17 protein-coding genes are annotated in these 15,932 nt (G+C 72.2%); 5 read left to right on the top strand and 12 right to left on the bottom strand.

The genetic code is table 11. The features are described from left to right. Nucleotides 1–61: 61 nt before the first annotated feature. Together GJQ66_RS02620 and GJQ66_RS02615 are read right to left on the bottom strand one after the other, a co-directional pair. Nucleotides 62–433 (bottom strand): FKBP-type peptidyl-prolyl cis-trans isomerase, encoded by a 372-nt coding sequence (locus tag GJQ66_RS02620; protein WP_155047780.1) that lies wholly within the window; start codon nt 431–433, stop codon nt 62–64. A gap of 78 nt (nt 434–511) precedes the next feature. Next, nucleotides 512–700, bottom strand: coding sequence for an LAETG motif-containing sortase-dependent surface protein (locus tag GJQ66_RS02615; protein WP_155047779.1), 189 nt, complete (start codon nt 698–700; stop codon nt 512–514). A 148-nt stretch (nt 701–848) separates the two neighbouring features. On the opposite strand from GJQ66_RS02615, the gene GJQ66_RS02610 reads away from it, so the two are divergent. Next, complete coding sequence (locus GJQ66_RS02610) at nt 849–1,718, top strand: fumarylacetoacetate hydrolase family protein (RefSeq protein WP_155047778.1); 870 nt, start codon at nt 849–851, stop codon at nt 1,716–1,718. A 40-nt stretch (nt 1,719–1,758) separates the two neighbouring features. Here GJQ66_RS02610 and GJQ66_RS02605 read toward each other — a convergent pair whose 3' ends face one another. Both GJQ66_RS02605 and GJQ66_RS02600 read right to left on the bottom strand, forming a co-directional pair. Then, nucleotides 1,759–3,204, bottom strand: a complete 1,446-nt coding sequence (locus GJQ66_RS02605; protein ID WP_155047777.1) for an aspartate ammonia-lyase — start codon at nt 3,202–3,204, stop codon at nt 1,759–1,761. A 69-nt stretch (nt 3,205–3,273) separates the two neighbouring features. Beyond that, nucleotides 3,274–4,164 (bottom strand): metallophosphoesterase, encoded by an 891-nt coding sequence (locus tag GJQ66_RS02600; protein WP_155047776.1) that lies wholly within the window; start codon nt 4,162–4,164, stop codon nt 3,274–3,276. Between the two features lie 57 nt (nt 4,165–4,221). Here GJQ66_RS02600 and GJQ66_RS02595 point away from each other — a divergent pair, with 57 nt between their 5' ends. Then, the gene (locus GJQ66_RS02595) at nt 4,222–6,375 is read left to right on the top strand and encodes a S9 family peptidase (RefSeq protein WP_368732580.1); all 2,154 of its coding nucleotides are present in this window, start codon (nt 4,222–4,224) and stop codon (nt 6,373–6,375) included. A 59-nt stretch (nt 6,376–6,434) separates the two neighbouring features. Here GJQ66_RS02595 and GJQ66_RS02590 read toward each other — a convergent pair whose 3' ends face one another. Together GJQ66_RS02590 and GJQ66_RS02585 are read right to left on the bottom strand one after the other, a co-directional pair. After that, nucleotides 6,435–7,463 (bottom strand): 6-phosphofructokinase, encoded by a 1,029-nt coding sequence (locus tag GJQ66_RS02590; protein WP_155047775.1) that lies wholly within the window; start codon nt 7,461–7,463, stop codon nt 6,435–6,437. A gap of 61 nt (nt 7,464–7,524) precedes the next feature. Next, nucleotides 7,525–9,672 (bottom strand): DEAD/DEAH box helicase, encoded by a 2,148-nt coding sequence (locus GJQ66_RS02585; protein ID WP_155047774.1) that lies wholly within the window; start codon nt 9,670–9,672, stop codon nt 7,525–7,527. Nucleotides 9,673–9,874: 202 nt separating this feature from the next. Between GJQ66_RS02585 and deoC the strand changes: the two genes are divergently transcribed. Beyond that, nucleotides 9,875–10,594 (top strand): deoxyribose-phosphate aldolase, encoded by a 720-nt coding sequence (gene deoC, locus GJQ66_RS02580; protein ID WP_155047773.1) that lies wholly within the window; start codon nt 9,875–9,877, stop codon nt 10,592–10,594. Between the two features lie 4 nt (nt 10,595–10,598). Here deoC and GJQ66_RS02575 read toward each other — a convergent pair whose 3' ends face one another. The 4 genes from GJQ66_RS02575 to truB are packed head-to-tail and all read right to left on the bottom strand — an operon-like array spanning nt 10,599 to nt 13,287. After that, complete coding sequence (locus GJQ66_RS02575) at nt 10,599–11,582, bottom strand: bifunctional riboflavin kinase/FAD synthetase (RefSeq protein WP_368732579.1); 984 nt, start codon at nt 11,580–11,582, stop codon at nt 10,599–10,601. After that, nucleotides 11,579–12,007 (bottom strand): hypothetical protein, encoded by a 429-nt coding sequence (locus GJQ66_RS02570; protein ID WP_155047772.1) that lies wholly within the window; start codon nt 12,005–12,007, stop codon nt 11,579–11,581. Before GJQ66_RS02570 ends, GJQ66_RS02575 begins: the two co-directional genes overlap by 4 nt. Before the next feature lie 27 nt (nt 12,008–12,034). Further along, complete coding sequence (locus tag GJQ66_RS02565; protein WP_368732578.1) at nt 12,035–12,403, bottom strand: hypothetical protein; 369 nt, start codon at nt 12,401–12,403, stop codon at nt 12,035–12,037. Then, nucleotides 12,400–13,287 (bottom strand): tRNA pseudouridine(55) synthase TruB, encoded by an 888-nt coding sequence (gene truB / locus GJQ66_RS02560; protein ID WP_155047771.1) that lies wholly within the window; start codon nt 13,285–13,287, stop codon nt 12,400–12,402. The genes GJQ66_RS02565 and truB overlap by 4 nt, the downstream gene beginning before the upstream one ends. Before the next feature lie 26 nt (nt 13,288–13,313). Here truB and GJQ66_RS02555 point away from each other — a divergent pair, with 26 nt between their 5' ends. Beyond that, nucleotides 13,314–13,784, top strand: coding sequence for a GNAT family N-acetyltransferase (locus GJQ66_RS02555; protein ID WP_155047914.1), 471 nt, complete (start codon nt 13,314–13,316; stop codon nt 13,782–13,784). On the opposite strand, the gene GJQ66_RS02550 is transcribed toward GJQ66_RS02555, so the two are convergent. Beyond that, nucleotides 13,766–14,425: a hypothetical protein gene (locus GJQ66_RS02550; RefSeq protein ID WP_155047770.1), complete on the bottom strand. Its 660-nt coding sequence runs from the start codon at nt 14,423–14,425 to the stop codon at nt 13,766–13,768. The genes GJQ66_RS02555 and GJQ66_RS02550 overlap by 19 nt on opposite strands. A 130-nt stretch (nt 14,426–14,555) precedes the next feature. Between GJQ66_RS02550 and GJQ66_RS02545 the strand changes: the two genes are divergently transcribed. Continuing rightward, a complete protein-coding gene (locus tag GJQ66_RS02545; protein WP_155047769.1) occupies nt 14,556–15,428 on the top strand; it encodes an A/G-specific adenine glycosylase in 873 nt (290 codons plus the stop codon). 9 nt (nt 15,429–15,437) lie between these two features. Here GJQ66_RS02545 and rbfA read toward each other — a convergent pair whose 3' ends face one another. After that, nucleotides 15,438–15,896: a 30S ribosome-binding factor RbfA gene (gene rbfA, locus GJQ66_RS02540; protein WP_155047768.1), complete on the bottom strand. Its 459-nt coding sequence runs from the start codon at nt 15,894–15,896 to the stop codon at nt 15,438–15,440. Between the last annotated feature and the right edge of the window lie 36 nt (nt 15,897–15,932).

Below are 15,932 nucleotides of genomic sequence, written 5' to 3'. Positions count from 1 at the left end.
TCGGGTGCGCGGACGCCGCGGGGCGGGCCGGAAAACCGGACCCGCCCCGCGTGGACGGACCTTACGCGGCGTCGATGAGATCGATGATGAAGATGAGGGTCTTCCCGCTGAGGAAGTGCCCGCCGCCCGCGGGCCCGTAGGCCAGCTCCGGCGGCACCGTGAGCTTGCGGCGCCCGCCGATCTTCATCCCCGGGATGCCGCGCTGCCACCCCTGGATGAGCATGCCGAGGGGGAACTGGGCGGGCTCGCCCCGGTTCCAGGAGGAGTCGAACTCCTCACCCGTGTCGTAGTCGACCCCGGCGTAATGGATCGTGACGGTCGCGCCGGGCTTCGCCTCGGCGCCGTCACCGGCGATGATGTCCACCACCTCGAGCTCGGCGGGGGCCGGCCCGTCGGGGGCATCGAACTCGGGCTTGGTGCGATCTGCGGTCATACCCTCATCCAACCCCATCGTCTCGCCGCGCGGGAGGGGCTTGCGCTCTCGGCGAAACCCGTCCCGTGCGTGGCCGCGTTACTTCGTGCCGCCCGAGGACCGGCGGCGAGAGAGGGCCACTGTCACGAGTCCGGCGAGCAGCGCGGCGATGGCGCCGCCCGCGAGCCACGGCCAGAAGCGGCTTCCGCCCGTGGCCAGGAGTGCCGGCCTGAGCGGGTCGGGCATCGGCACCGCCGCGGGCTCGGGGCCTGCGCAGGAGGCGATCACGCGGGAGACACGCCCCCGCCCGACGCAAAGAACCAGCGCCCGGGTCTCGGCGAGGCCGGAGAAGCCGTCGGGCGCTGGTCTATGGGAAAAGGATCGCCCCCTCGCACGCCCGTGTCAAGGGGGAACGTGCCCGGATAGGCTGGGACGCATGCGCTTCGCCCACGTCCGCCTCCCCGAGGCCGCCTCGCCCGTGCTCGTCGACGTCGCCGATGACGGCGTCGTCCCCGTCGCGGACGTCGTCGACGGCGGCCCCGACACGCTCGAGCAGCTGCTCGCCGCCTCGCCCGCGCAGCGGGACGCGATCCGCGCGGCGCTCGCCTCCTACGCGGGGCCCCGGACGTCCGTCGACGGCGCGCAGTTCGCCCCCGCCGTGCTCGCACCGCCCTCGATCATGGCGGTCGGCCTGAACTACGCCGCGCACGCGGGAGAGCTGAGCCTCGCCAGCGACGACACCCCCACGGTCTTCACGCTGTGGCCGAACTCCCTCGCGGGCCACGGCGGCACGACGACGTGGTCGCGCGCGCAGACCGAATCGGTCGACTACGAGGCCGAGCTCGGCGTAATCATCGGGCGCGCGGCCAAGAACGTCTCCGAGGAGGACGCCCTCGACTACGTCTTCGGCTACACCGTCGTCAACGACATCTCGGCGCGAAACATCCAGTACTCCGAGGCGCAGTGGTGCCGCTGCAAGTCGCTCGACGGGTTCACGCCCGTGGGCCCGTACATCGTCACGGCCGACGAGATCGCGGATCCGCAGAACCTCGGCATCTGGACGCGCGTGGACGGCCAGCTCCTCCAGGACGCGACGACGGGGCAGATGATCCGCTCCGTCGCGAAGCTCGTCTCGCACCTCTCGCAGGGCATCACGCTCCTTCCGGGCACGCTGATCTCGACCGGCTCGCCGGGCGGATCCGGATACTCCCGCACGCCGCAGGTGCTCCTCCAGGACGGCTCGACCGTGACCGTCGGCGTCGAGGGCATCGGCGAGCTCACGACGCACTGCGTCACCACGCCGTGACAGGCGGTCCCCCGGCCCGCGCGGCCGGGGGACGCCGCCCCTACGGGAGGTCCTCCCGTGCGATGACGGGCATCGCGGTCGTCACGGGCTCGAGCCCCGACAGGCGCTCGGGGCGGAGCTGCTTCTCCACCTGCTCGCGGTCCATGAGGCCCGCCTCGACGACGAGGTCCGCGACGTTCTTGTGTGTCAACAGGGCGGTCTTCGCGAGCGCGGCCGCCGACGAATAGCCGATGAACGGCGTCAGCGCCGTGATGACGCCGACGCTGACGCCGACCATCGCGCCGAGGCGCTCGGTGTTCGCCGTGATCCCCTCGACGCAGTTCACGCGCAGCGTGCGCATCGCCTGGCGCATCCAGATGATGGACTGGAACAGCGAGTGGGCGATCACCGGCTCGAACGCGTTGAGCTGGAGCTGACCGGCCTCGACGGCCATCGTCACGGTGGTGTCGGCGCCCGCGACGGCGAAGGCGACCTGGTTGACGACCTCCGGGATGACGGGATTGACCTTTCCGGGCATGATGCTCGATCCCGCCTGCTTCGCGGGCAGGTTGATCTCGCCGAACCCCGCCTGCGGGCCCGAGGAGAGCAGGCGCAGGTCGTTGCAAATCTTCGACAGCTTCATCGCCGTGCGTTTGATCGATCCCGAGAACGACATGAACGCGCCGGTGTCGCTCGTCGCCTCGATGAGGTCGTGCGCCGTGCGCAGCGGGAGCCCCGAGATGTCGGCGAGGTGCGCCCGGACGGCCTCGGCGTAGCCGCGCGTGACGTTGATGCCCGTACCGATCGCCGTCGCGCCCATGTTGATCTCGAGCAGCAGATTGGAGTTGTCGGTCTGGCGGTGCCAGTCCTCACCCAGCGACGTCGCGAACCCGCGGAACTCCTGGCCCAGGGTCATGGGCACCGCGTCCTGTAGCTGGGTGCGGCCGACCTTGAGGATGTCGTGGAACTCGTCGCCCTTGCGCGCGAACGCCCGGCGCAGCTCGTCGAGCTCCTCCAGACCCGCGACGTGCGCGAGGAGGATGCCGATCTTCACGGCCGTGGGGTAGACGTCGTTCGTCGACTGCGACCGGTTCGTGTGGTCCGTCGGCGAGAGGTAGGCGTAGTCGCCCTTCTCCCGGCCCGCGAGCTCGAGGGCGACGTTCGTGATCACCTCGTTGGCGCACATGTTCGTCGAGGTTCCCGCTCCGCCCTGTATCACGCCCACCGTGAACTGGTCGTGGAAGTCGCCATCGATCACGCGCTGCGCCGCCCGGTCGATCAGCAGCGCGCGCTCGTCGTCGAGGACGCCGAGCTCGCGGTTCGCGCGCGCCGCGGCCTGCTTGACCATCGCGAGCGCCGTCACGAGCTCGGGGTACACGGAGATGGGGCGCTTCGTGATGTCGAAGTTTTCCATCGCGCGGAGGGTGTGGATCCCCCAATAGGCGTCGGCGGGGATCTCCCGCGCGCCCAGGGAGTCGGATTCTGTTCGCGTCGTCGCGGATTCCATGCCGCTCAGGCTATTCCCGCGCGCGCGGAGAGTGGCGACCCCCACGGCGAAGTCACAGGACGCGCGCCGTCAGGGCCGCTTGCGGGAAAAGAACTCGAGGCGCTCCGCGGGCGTCATCGCGTCCAGGCGCGCGTACCACTCCTCCGAGAAGATGCCGCCCGCGTCGGCCGAGTCGACCGGGACGACGCTCGCCGTCACGACGTCGTCGAAGACCTGCACGAGGTGAAACGACTGCCCCGCGTCCATGCCGTTCACGCTGCGGGCGGGGGCCGCGAGGTCCATCGTGTAGCACGAGGCCGAGGCGACGAAGGTCGGCAGGCCGGCGAACACCCCGCTCATGGCGTAGTGCAGGTGACCGGCGAGGATCGCGCGCACGTCGGATCCGGCGATCGCCGCGGCGAGCGCGTCCTGGCCCTGGAGCTCGAGGATGTCGAACACGGGCAGGTGGCTCGGGAGCGGCGGGTGGTGCAGCGCGAGGATCGTGCCGAGCGGGGCGGGCTCGCGCAGGACGTCCGTGAGCCAGGCGAGCTGCTCGGCGTCGATCGCGCCGTGGTGCCAGCCGGGGACGGTCGAGTCGAGCGCGACGATGCGCAGCCCGTCGAGATCCGTCACGCTCGTGATGGGGGCCTCGGAGGCCTCGAGACCGAGGAGGTCACGCCGCATCTCGGGCCGCTCGTCGTGATTGCCCGCCACCCACACGACGCGGGCCCCCAGGCGCTCCGCGACGGGGCGCACCGCCCGCTCGACGGCGGCGTACGCGTCGGGCTCGCCGAGGTCGGTGAGGTCCCCCGTGAACACGAGCGCGTCGGCGCTGCCCAGGAGCTCGACGCGCCGCAGCATGCGCTCGAGGCCCGCCTGGGTGTCGTAGCGGTCGTACAGGCGCGCGCCCGCCGCGAGGAGGTGCGTGTCGCTGATGTGGACGATCGTGCGGGACGCCGGGGCGTGCTGGCCGTACTGCATCGCGCCAGGATAGCCCGCCTCGCCCCGCGCGGGCGCGAAGCGATTAGCGTGGGTGGGGTGACTTCCGACGCACCCGCGACGACCGACATCCCGCCCGCCCCGCTGGCACAGCGGATCCCCACCTCCCGCACGCACCACGGCGAAACCTTCGCGGATCCGTACGAGTGGCTCCGCGACAAGGACTCCCCCGAAGTCCTCGCGCACCTCGAGGCCGAGAACGCGCACACGGACGCCACTCTGGCCCACCTCGAGCCGCTGCGCGAGCGCATCTTCCACGAGATCAAGGGCCGCGTGCGCGAAACCGACCTCTCCGTGCCCGTGCGGCAGGGCGAGTGGTGGTACTACGGTCGCTCCATCAAGGACAAGCAGTACGGGCTCCAGTGCCGCGCGCCCATCTCCTCGCCCGACGACTGGACGCCGCCGCGGCTGCGCGCCGAGGACGAGGTGCCGGGCGAGCAGGTGCTCCTGGACGCCAACGTCGAGGCCGACGGCGCCGAGTTCTTCTCGCTCGGGGCCTTCAGCGTCACCACCGACGGGACCCGCATGCTCTGGGGCGCGGATACCCGCGGCGACGAGCGTTACACCGTGCGCGTGCGCGATATCGCGACGGGCGAGGCCCTGCCCGACGTGCTGGAGGGCATCGGCGCGGGCGCGAGCTTCACGCCCGACGGCGCGTTCATCCTCTACTCCACGGTCGACGATGCGTGGCGCCCCGACCGCGTGTGGCTGCACCGCGTGGGCGAGCCCGGTCGCGACCGCGACGTCGAGATCTTCCACGAGCCCGACGAGGCATTCTGGGTGGGCGCGGGTTTCACGCGCAGCGACCGCTTCCTCGAGATCGTGTCCGCCTCCAACACGACGACGTCGATCGACATGATCCGCGCCGCAGACGTCGAGCGCCTCTACGCGGGCGAGGAGGACGTCGACACCGTGACCGTGTTCGACCGCGAGGATCACGTGGAGTATTCGGTCGACCACGCCGTCGTCGACGGGCGCGACTGGCTCTACGTGCTGCACAACTCGGGCGCGCAGGACTTCGAGCTCGTGCGCCTGCCGGCCGACGACGAGACCGCCGATCCCGAGGTGGTCATTCCGCACCGCCCGGGGATCCGACTCGAGGACGTGGACTGCCTGCGCGACTTCGCGGTGGTGGAGTACCGCGAAGGCGGGATCCCGCGCCTGGGCATCCTCGACTACGCCGACCACGCCGTGCGCGAGATCGCGTTCGACGAGCCGCTCTACGCGGCCGGCGCCGCGGGCAACCCGGAGTGGGCGCAGCCGACCGTGCGGCTGCACTACGGCTCGTTCACGACGCCGGGCACCGTCTACGACTACGACGTGCGCTCAGGCGAACTGACGATGATCAAGCGCGCGAGCGTGCTCGGCGGGTACCGGCCCGAGGACTACGCGCAGGAGCGCCTGTGGGTCACCGCCGCCGACGGCACGCGGATCCCCGTCTCGCTCGTGTTCAAGCGCGAGTTCGGGGAGCTGGGCGCGCCCCCGCGACCCGTACACCTGTATGGCTATGGCGCCTACGAGCACTCGATCGATCCGGCGTTCTCGACCGCGCGCCTGTCCCTCCTCGACCGCGGCGTCGTCTTCGCCGTGGCGCACGTGCGTGGCGGCGGCGAGCTCGGCCGCGCTTGGTACGAGGGCGGGAAGCTCGGCGCCAAGCGCAACAGCTTCACCGACTTCGTCGACGTCGCGCGCCACCTCGTCGACGCGGGGTTCACGACGCCCGAGACGCTCGTGGCGGAGGGCGGATCCGCGGGTGGGCTCCTCATGGGCGCCGTGACCAACCTCGCCCCGGAGCTGTTCGCGGGGGTGCTCGCCGACGTGCCCTTCGTCGACGCGCTCACGACGATCCTGAATCCGTCGCTGCCGTTGACCGTCATCGAGTGGGAGGAGTGGGGGAACCCGCTCCATGACCCCGAGGCCTACGCATACATGCGCTCCTACTCCCCGTACGAGAACGTGCGCGACGACGTGACCTACCCCCGGATCCTCGCGATGACGTCACTCAACGACACGCGCGTGTACTACGTCGAGCCGGCGAAGTGGGTGCAGCGCCTGCGGGAGGCGGGGGCGGACGCCCTGCTGCACTGCGAGATGGTCGCCGGTCACGGCGGCGTGAGCGGGCGCTACAACGCGTGGCGCGAGCGCGCGTTCCAGATCGCGTGGATGCTCGACACGGTGGGCATCACCGAGTAACGCACAGAGCGGCGCTCCTCCCCGCGCGGGGAGGGGCGCCGCTCTGACTGCGCCCTGGGTCAGCCGAACAGGGCCGAGGCCTCCTCGTACCGCTCGCGCGGGACGGCGTTGAGCTCGCCGAGCGCGTCCTCGAACGAGACCCGCTCGATTTCGGTCCCGCGCATCGAGACCATCTGCCCCCAGGCGCCCTCCATGACCGCGTCCGCGGCGTGCAGGCCGAGGCGCGTCGCGAGGACGCGGTCGAAGGCCGACGGCGAACCGCCGCGCTGGATGTGGCCGAGGACGGTCGCGCGCGTCTCGATCCCCGCGGCCTTCTCGATGAGCGGCGCGAGGACCTCGCCGATGCCGCCGAGGCGCGGTCGGTTGAACGCGTCCAGCCCCTTGTCGCTGTATGCCTCGTCCATGCCCGCGAGCGTGAAGCCCTCCGCGACGACGACGAGCGGCGCGCGACCGCGCTCGCGCGCCGCCTCGACCTGCTCGATGATGTCGTCGAGGGTGAGCGGCACCTCCGGGATGCAGATGATGTGCGCGCCCGCCGCCATGCCCGAGTGCAGCGCGATCCACCCCACGTGGCGCCCCATCACCTCGGCGACCATGCACCGCTGGTGCGAGTCGCCCGTCGTGCGGAGCCGGTCCATCGCCTCGGTGGCGATGTTGACGGCCGTGTCGAAGCCGAAGGAGTAGTCGGTCGCGCGCAGGTCGTTGTCGATCGTCTTGGGCACGCCCACGACGGGGACGCCGTCGTTCCAGAGGCGGTTGGCGGCCGCGAGGGTCCCCTCGCCACCGATCGCGATGACGCCGTCGAGCTTGTGACCCCACATAGTCTTCTTGATGTTCTCGGCGCCGCCGCGGTCGCCCTCGTACGGGTTGGTGCGGCTCGTGCCGAGGATCGTCCCGCCGACCTTCGACAGGCCCTTGACGTCGCGACGCTGGAGCGGGAAGAAGTCGGCGTCGACGAGACCGCGCCACCCGTCCCTGATGCCGACAAAGTCGATGCCGTACTTGCGCGCGCCCTTCAGCACGGCGCCGCGGATGACGGCGTTCAGTCCGGGGCAGTCGCCGCCCGAGGTGAGGATCCCGATCTTCATACGTCCGAGACTATTCCCTCCGGCCGCACTCGCGCACCGCGCCCGCGCGCCGGGCGCGCGCTCAGGCGCCCAACGCGTCGCGCAGGAGCGACTTCAGCGCCGCAAGCTGCACCGACTCGGCCGGCTCGTCTCCCGTGCGCTCGCCGTCCAGGGCGCGCAACGCGAGCCCCTCCTTGCGATCGATGAGCTCGGCGATGCGCTGGTCGATCGTGTGCGCGGCGATGATGCGCCACGCGGTCACGGGCTCGTCCTGACCGATGCGATGCACGCGGTCAATCGCCTGCGTCTGCTCCGCCGAGGTCCAGCTCAGTTCCGCGAGGACAACGTTCGAGGCCGCCTGGAGGTTGACGCCCACGCCCGCCGCGGTCAGCGAGCACACGATGACGCCGACCTCGGGGTCGTCGTTGAAGCTGTCGATCGCCTGCTGGCGCGCGGCCTGGCTCTGCTCGCCGCGGATCGCGACCGCGCGGATCCCCGCCTGCCGGAAGTGCTCCTCGGCGCGGTCCATGACGTCGACGTGCTTGGCGAAGAACACGACCTTGCCGACCGAGCGCTGCAGCTGGGCCGCGTAGTCGGCCGCGAGGACCGCCTTGCCCTGACCGATGCGGCGCACCATCGAGAACACGTTGTCCCCGTCGGTGCCGGCCGCCCGCGACTCCTCGAGCTCGCCCGTCGCGACGAGGTCGACGATGTCTTCGTCGATCTCGCCCGGCGCGAGGCCGCGGTCGCCGCGCGCGGCAAGAATCCGGCGGTACCGGTCGGCGAGGCGGCGCTGGAGCTCCTTCTCGGCCTGGGCGATCGAGCGACCGACCTCGTCGTCCAGCTGCACGGGCATGTCCGCGACGAGCTTGTCCGGGAGGTCGCGCGCGACGTCCTTCTTGCGGCGGCGCACGATGCCCATGTCGATGACGGCCTGACGCGCCGCGGGGTAGAACGCCTTGTCGGCCGGCGTGTACCCCGTGCCGTCGAGGCGCTCCATGAGCTCGGGCCCGGGCTTGGTGCCGTCGGTCCAGTCGAGGAATCGCCAGATCGCGTCGAAGTCCTCGACGTCGTTGATGAGCGGTGTTCCCGTCAGCGCGAGCATGAGCGGATCCGCTCCCGGCACCTGCCGCACGCGCTGCGCGAGGGCGAGCACGTTCTGCGAGCGCTGCGACGAGAGGTTCTTGATGAAGTGGGCCTCGTCGACCACCATGCCGCCGAGCCCGAGGTCCGCGAGCCACGCGAGGTGGCGGTCGAGGATCTCGTAGTTGACGATGAACACGTCGGCGAACGCGTCGACGTCGGCGCCGTCGCCCGAAATCACGGACGCCCGCCGGTGCGGCGTCCAGCGTTCGACCTCGCGGGCCCAGTTCATCTTCACGACGTTCGGGACGACCACGAGCAGCGGGTACGCGTTCGCGACCGACGCCGCGAGCACCGACTGCGCCGTCTTGCCCAGGCCGGGCTCGTCGGCCAGGAGGAAGCTGCGGTGGCCCTGGCGGACGGCCTCGAGGAACCGCGACTGGTGCGGCATAACCTCGAGCCCGCGCGGCGAGAGCCGGTCGAACTCGGGCACCTCGGGCAGCGTCATGGACGCGGATCCACCCCCGGCGCCCTGCGCGAACGACTTGTAGAGGGGGCCCATGAGCTCCCAGTCGTCGAGCCGGCGGCGCGGGTTCGGGCGCGGGGTGTAGCGCGCGAAGTCCGGGGCGAGGAACGGGTTCGACTCGATGCGCGCGTCGACCTGCACGGGGCGCACGGCGCGCTCCGACGCGACGGCCGGGACGACGGTGTCCGGCGCGGCGGGCTTCGCGTCATCGATCACGAGCTCCTCGGCCGCGAGCTCGACGCCGGCGTCGAGGAGCCAGTCGCGGCGCATCCGGCGCGCGACGGGGCTCGTCGCCTGATCGACCTCGAGCAGCTGGATGAGCGAGGTGTCGCGCGCCGCCGTCTTGGCGAGAATCGTCGCCACGCCGTCGAGGCGCTTCAGCAGCTCCGCGCGGGCCTGGTCGCCGACGGACTCGTCGGCCTTGACCCGCGCGCGCTCCTCGCGCACGAGGAAGGCGATGACCTGGAACTTCACGCGGTTGGTCGGGCCCAGCTTGTTCCGCTGGGCCTTGGCCTCGACCTCGCGCACCTTGCGCGCGAGGATCGGGATGATGGGGGCCTCGTCGTCGCGACGTGCGGACGAGGACTTCTTGCGCTGTCGCGCGGGCGCCGTGGTCGGCATGCTCCTCCTGAGCCAAAATCACCGCGGGCGGAAAGGAGCCGGCGGGCCGTGAGGTCGTGTATCGCGGATCGCTCTGCGAGGCTGTGACCCGGTGTGATCGGAGAGATCCCACGTGACTCGAACGGGCGCGCCGCGGATATCGCGTCCAGTCTACGCCATCCGTCCGGCGTGTCCCCGGATTTCCTCTGGGTACCCTGGGCGCATGACTCTCGAGCTCACCGAAAATCTCGTCGCCGGAGCGATCGATCACGCGATCCTCAAGCCCGAGTTCACCCGCGCCGACGTCGACCGCGAGCTCGACATCGCGGCCGAATGGGGCGTCTTCAGCGTGTGCGTACGGCCGTCGGACGTGGCGTACGCGGCCGCGCGGCTGGCCGGCACGGGCGTGGCGGTCGGTACCGTCATCGGGTTCCCGCACGGCACGACCTCCACGGCCGCGAAGGTCGCCGAGCTGCGCCAGGCGGCCGCGGACGGCGCGACGGAGTTCGACATGGTGGTCCACATCGGCGCGCTACGGGGCGGGGAGGACGAGCGCGTCGTCGAGGACATCCGCGCCGTCGTCGCGGCGGCCGAGGGCGCCGTGACGAAGGTCATCCTCGAGACGAGCCTCCTCGACGAGGAGCAGATCGCCCGCGGATCCCGCCTGACCGAGCGGGGCGGCGCGACCTTCGTGAAGACGTCGACCGGGTTCGCGGGCGGCGGCGCCACCGTGCCCCACGTCACCCTGATGCGGTCGAGCGTCGGCCCCGCCGTCCAGGTGAAGGCCTCGGGCGGCGTCCGCGGCCTCGACGGCGCCGCGGCGATGCTGGCCGCCGGCGCCACGCGGCTCGGCACGAGCGCGAGCGCGACGATCCTCGGCGAGCTGCGCGCCCGCCTCGCCGGCGGCGCGGCCACCGGCGCGGAGGACGCCTCGAGCTACTGACGCGTCAGGGGCGCGCGCCGCGCAGGAGGTCGCGCGCCCTGTGCACGTCGAGCGTCATCTGGGCGACGAGCGCCTCGATGCCGTCGAACGCCGTCATGGGGCGGATCCGCCCCACGAACTCCACGTCGACGTGGCGGTCGTAGAGGTCGAGCCCCTCGCGATCGATGACGTGCGCCTCGACGACGCGCTCGGGCACGTCGTCGAACGTGGGGTTCGTCCCGACGGAGATCGCGGCGGGGTACCGGGCCCCGGATCCCAGCTCCCCCTCGGGGCGGCGCACGACGAGCCAGCCCGCGTACACGCCGTCCGCCGGGACGAAGCCGGAGACATCGGGCGCGAGGTTCGCGGTCGGGAAGCCCAGCTGGCGGCCGCGCTGGAGACCGCGCACGACCGTGCCGCGCACGGCGTGGCTGCGCCCGAGGAGCTTCGCGGCCCGCTCGACCTCGCCCGCGGCGAGGAGCTCACGGATCCACGTCGAGGAGACGCGGCGGCCCTCGCCGCCCGGAACGGCCGCGCTGGCGACGTCGCCCACGACCTCGACCGAGAAGCCGTGCTCCTCTCCGATGCGCGCGAGGAGCGCCGCGTCGCCCGCGCCGCCGCGGCCGAACCGGAAGTCCTCCCCCACGAGGACGCGCTGCGTCGCGAGCCCCTCGACGAGGAAACGGGTGACGAAGTCCTCGGCGCTCACGGCGGCCAGCGCCTCGTCGAACGGAAGCACCAGAGCGGCGTCGAGGCCCGTGTCGGCGAGCAGATCGATCTTCTGTTCGACGCCGACGACGGCCTCGGGGCACCGCTCCGGCGCGATCGTCTGGAGCGGGTTCCGGTCGAAGGTCACCGCGACGGTCGCGACGTCGCGCGACGCCGCGTCGACCAGCAGCTTGTCGACGATCGCGCGGTGCCCCGCGTGCAGCCCGTCGAACTTGCCGATCGCCACGACCGAGGGGCCGAAGTCGTCGGGGATCTCGGCCGCGGAGCGGAAGACGATCACGCCGCGACCTCGCTCGGGACCGGACGGTGCGACTGGAGATACCAGATGCCGACGATCGGGAGGACGAGGGGGATCCACACGTACCCCTGGCCGTAGTACGACCACACCGTGGCGTCCGCGTGGAAGACGTCGGGCACGGCCCAGCTGAGGGTCCCCACGACGAGCACCCCCACGAGCTCGAAGATCACCGCGACGCGCGCGATCCGGAACCACCGCGCGCTGGCGGACAGCAGGAGCGCCACGGTCGCAACGATGTAGACCACGGCGGCGGCGGCGCTGAGGAGATACGGCACGGGTGCCTCGCCGAAGCGCGTCGCGATTTGGACGAACGAACGGCCCGTGGCCGCGAGCGCCATGATGGCGTAGACGAAGGCGAGGACCGTGCCGGCGCCCGTGATGCGGCGCCTCGAGGGGGAATCAGACATATCGAAGCCAGTGTATGGTTCCCAGGCTCAGGCGCCCTGAATCGTCCAGATCACGTGCATCCGATAGACCATCACGGCGACCGCGAGCGCGAGGACCCCCATGACGACGACGCTCCAGCGACCGCGATCGACGAACGCCCAGACGATGCCCCCGAGCGGGAGCAGCGCGGCCGACACGAGGTAGGTCCAGAACTCGAGCAGGTCCCCCGTCGGGGGGTTCCCGACGAGGGGCTGCACGATCGCGACGACGATCTGCGCGATGAGCAGGAGCTCGACGAGAGCCAGGAGGCCGACCGAGACGTCCCCCGGGCGGCGGCCCGCCAGGCCGAGCACGATGCACACGAGGCCCGCGAGCGTCGCGACGCCCACCTCGGCGACCGTGAACCACGCGATCACGCCTGCACCTCCGGCATGTTCATGACGCTCTTCATCTCGCGCCCGCGACGCTCGACGACGCCCACGAGCACGCCCCCCTCGTCGATCGCCGCGCGGAGCCCCGCGAACGCCTCAGACGCCGGGACGCGCTTGCCGTGCCGGAGGTCGCGCGCGATCTCCGGCGGCACCGCGAGCCGTCCGAGCACCCGCCCGGCGACGTCCGCCGGATCCGCCAGTCTCGCGTTCTCCAGCGCGTCGGCGCCCGCCGCGTCGTCGACGGAGAACGGGCCGACCGCCGTGCGCCGCAGCCGCGTGAGGTGGCCGCCGACGCCGAGCCGCTCGCCCAGATCGCGCGCGAGCGCGCGGATGTACGTCCCCGACGAGCAGTCGACGATCACGTCGAGGTCGATTACCCCGGCCGCGTCGCGCCGCGCCAGGACGTCGAAGCGCGACACGACCACGTCGCGCGCCTTGAGCTGCACGTCCTCGCCCGCGCGGACGCGATCGTATGCGCGCCGACCGTCGACCTTGATCGCCGAGACCGCGCTCGGAACCTGCGAGATCGCGCCCGTGAGCCGCGCGATCTCCTCGGCGATCCGTTCCGGGGCGACGGCCGCCACGTCGGCGGCCGCGGCCGACCGGGAGACGTCGCCGTCGGCGTCGTCGGTCGTCGTCGCCTGGCCCAGCCGAATGGTCGCCTCATAGGTCTTCCCGAGCCCCACGAGATAGGTCAGCAGCCGCGTGGCGCCCTCGACCCCGATGAGGAGCAGGCCGGTCGCCATCGGGTCGAGCGTGCCGGCATGCCCCACCTTGCGCGTCCCGCGCGCCCGGCGAGCGCGCGCGACGATGTCGTGGCTCGTGACGCCCTGGGGCTTGTCGACGAGGAGGATCCCGGATTCCGCCATGCCTCCCAGCCTATTCTGGGGGCGTGATGAGTTCCTCCGAGCCCACCGTTCGCACCGCCCCGCTCGCGGAGCTCGACCCCGCCACGCTGTACGAGATCCTTCGGTTGCGCGTGGACGTGTTCGTCGTGGAGCAGGAGTGCCCCTATCCCGAGCTCGACGGCCGCGACGCCGAGCCGGACGCGGTGCTCGCCTGGATCGAGGAGGACGGCGCCGTCGCGGCCACCGTGCGGGTCCTGCGCGAGCCGGCCGGCTGGCGGATCGGACGCGTCGCGACGCGCCGCGCGGCGCGCGGGCACGGACTCGCCGCCGCGCTGATGCGCCACGCGGTGGCCGCGCACGCGGGCGAGGAGATCGTCCTCGACGCGCAGGCCCACCTCGCGGCCTGGTACGGCCGGTTCGGCTTCGCCGTGTCGGGCGCGGAGTTCCTCGAAGACGGCATCCCCCACGTCCCGATGCGCCGACCCGCCGGCGGATCCGGTCAGGCGCAGGGTTCGTAGGCGGGCTCGCGGCCCGCCGTGACGACGGACACCCCGACGGCGCCGTCGTACCCGGAGACAAAGCTGAACACGAGATCGGTCTCGCCGCCGTCGACCTCGAGGAGCTCGGTGTCTCCCACGGTCGCCTGCGCCTCGGCCGCGTCCTCGTACGCGCCGAGAACCTCGGCCTTCGTGGACCCGAGGCCCAGGCCCTCCTCCGTGCGCGGCCCGACGCCCATCGTGTCGCCGTTCCAGCCGACGCTGACCTCGACGACCTCGTCCGTGGTGCCCGCGACGATCAGCACGTCGTAGGCGTTGTCCGCGGCGTAGCCGTACGCGACGCCGTCGCAGTCGTTCAGCGTGCCGATGCCCGTCTGGCGGATCTCCTCGAGCGTGTCGGCGAACGAGCCGCCGACCTCGATGGGCCCGACCCCCGCCGTCGTCACGACCCAGCTGTCCGCGTCGCTCGGGTCGTTCGCGGGGCCCGGCTCCTCGGACGGTGTGGGCGAGGGCGCCGCGCCCGTCACGGGCGGCGAGACCATGGTGCTCGCGGGGGCGTCGGGAACGGCGGGGACGGAGGACGAGCATCCCGCCAGCGCGGCGGATCCGGCAACAAGCGCCGCGGTCCACACCGCAGCCTGCCGTGTCCAGCCCGTCGCCATGCGTCCTCCGAGAGTGCTCGTCCAAAAATCCTGCCCCGCAGACGTTACGCGGCGAAGACAACAGGACGATCACGAACGCCCTCGATTTGGCAACCGTTCGGTCACGATCGCCTGCGCATACGATGGACGGATGCCCTCCCCCGACCTCGCCGCGGTCCTCGTTCCCTGGTATCGCGACGCGCAGCGGGACCTGCCGTGGCGCCGGGAGGGATTCGGCGCGTGGGGCACGCTCGTCAGCGAGTTCATGCTGCAGCAGACGCCCGTCGCGCGCGTCATCCCGCTCCTCGACGCCTGGCTGGAGCGCTGGCCGACGCCGAGCGCGCTCGCGGCCGCGCCGGCGGGCGAGGCCGTCGCGATGTGGCAGAACCTCGGCTACCCCCGGCGCGCGCTCTGGCTGCACGCCGCGGCGCGCGAGATCCGCGATCGCCACGACGGCGTGGTGCCGCGGGACGTCGACCAGCTGCTGGCGCTCACCGGAATCGGCGACTACACCGCGCGCGCGGTCGCGGTGTTCGCCTACGGCGACCGCCACCCCGTCGTCGACACGAACACGCGCCGCGTCATCGCGCGCGCCGTCACCGGGCGGCAGCACCCCGACGCCGCCCACCGCCGCGACCTCGCGGCCATGTCCGCGCTGCTCCCCGAGGACGACGGCGACGCGGCCGTCATGAATGCGGCAGTGATGGAGCTCGGTCAGACAATCTGCACGGCCCGCGCCCCGCGCTGCGACGCGTGCCCCATCCGAGACGCGTGCGCGTGGGTGCGCGCGGGCTCGCCCGTCACCCCCGACGCGCGCCGGCGCCAGGCGCGATACGAGGGCAGCGACCGGCAGGCGCGCGGCGCCGCGATGCGCGCCGTGCGGGACGCCGCGCCCGAGCCGATGCCGCGCGCCGCCATGCTCGTGGACTGGCACGACGACGCCCAGCGCGAGCGGGCGATCGGATCCCTCCTCCGCGACGGGCTCCTCGTCGCTGACGGCGAGCTCGTCGGCCTGCCGTCGTAGGGCGCGACCTCAGCCCTCGCGGGCGTCTGGGTCGGCCTCGTCCTCGTCCTCGTCCTCGTGACGGTACGGATCCGCCTCGCCGGCGTAGGTCGCGTTCTGCGCCAGCCCGTGCACCTGCTCGTCCTGCTCGCGCGCGCGACGCAGGAGCTCGGTCAGGTGCGACGCCTCCTCCGGGAGGGCGTCCGGGATGAACTCGAGGCTCGGCGTGAGCCGCGTGTTGAGGTGGCGGCCCACCTCGCTGCGTAGCATGCCCGTCGCCGCGTTCAGCGCGGCCTGCGTGCCCGCCAGCTCCTCGTCGGTGCCGTACACGGTGTAGAAGACGCTCGCGTTCTGGAGATCGCCCGTCACCCGCACGTCGGTGATCGTCACGAAGCCGAGGCGGGGATCCCGCAGCCCCTTCTGGAGACGCTCCGAGAGGATCACCCTGATGCGGTCGGCCACGCGGGCGCGACGCTCGAATCCGGCCATAATGTTCCCCTTCCGGGACGGTCGCGCCGGGCGGCC

This window comes from Microbacterium sp. ZXX196 (assembly GCF_009709595.1).
Classification (GTDB): Bacteria; Actinomycetota; Actinomycetes; order Actinomycetales; family Microbacteriaceae; genus Microbacterium; species Microbacterium excoecariae.
Note: the sequence above shows the minus strand (reverse complement) of the source record. Positions and strands in the feature narration are given on the sequence as shown.

Coding starts and splice junctions, on each gene's coding strand:
- rbfA (WP_155047768.1), bottom strand. CDS start 15,896: ATGGCCGGATTCGAGCGTCGCGCCCGCGTGGCCGACCGCATCAGGGTG.
- GJQ66_RS02620 (WP_155047780.1), bottom strand. CDS start 433: ATGACCGCAGATCGCACCAAGCCCGAGTTCGATGCCCCCGACGGGCCG.
- GJQ66_RS02585 (WP_155047774.1), bottom strand. CDS start 9,672: ATGCCGACCACGGCGCCCGCGCGACAGCGCAAGAAGTCCTCGTCCGCA.
- GJQ66_RS02570 (WP_155047772.1), bottom strand. CDS start 12,007: ATGTCTGATTCCCCCTCGAGGCGCCGCATCACGGGCGCCGGCACGGTC.
- GJQ66_RS02550 (WP_155047770.1), bottom strand. CDS start 14,425: ATGGCGACGGGCTGGACACGGCAGGCTGCGGTGTGGACCGCGGCGCTT.
- GJQ66_RS02545 (WP_155047769.1), top strand. CDS start 14,556: ATGCCCTCCCCCGACCTCGCCGCGGTCCTCGTTCCCTGGTATCGCGAC.
- GJQ66_RS02590 (WP_155047775.1), bottom strand. CDS start 7,463: ATGAAGATCGGGATCCTCACCTCGGGCGGCGACTGCCCCGGACTGAAC.
- deoC (WP_155047773.1), top strand. CDS start 9,875: ATGACTCTCGAGCTCACCGAAAATCTCGTCGCCGGAGCGATCGATCAC.
- GJQ66_RS02600 (WP_155047776.1), bottom strand. CDS start 4,164: ATGCAGTACGGCCAGCACGCCCCGGCGTCCCGCACGATCGTCCACATC.
- GJQ66_RS02605 (WP_155047777.1), bottom strand. CDS start 3,204: ATGGAATCCGCGACGACGCGAACAGAATCCGACTCCCTGGGCGCGCGG.
- GJQ66_RS02610 (WP_155047778.1), top strand. CDS start 849: ATGCGCTTCGCCCACGTCCGCCTCCCCGAGGCCGCCTCGCCCGTGCTC.
- truB (WP_155047771.1), bottom strand. CDS start 13,287: ATGGCGGAATCCGGGATCCTCCTCGTCGACAAGCCCCAGGGCGTCACG.
- GJQ66_RS02555 (WP_155047914.1), top strand. CDS start 13,314: ATGAGTTCCTCCGAGCCCACCGTTCGCACCGCCCCGCTCGCGGAGCTC.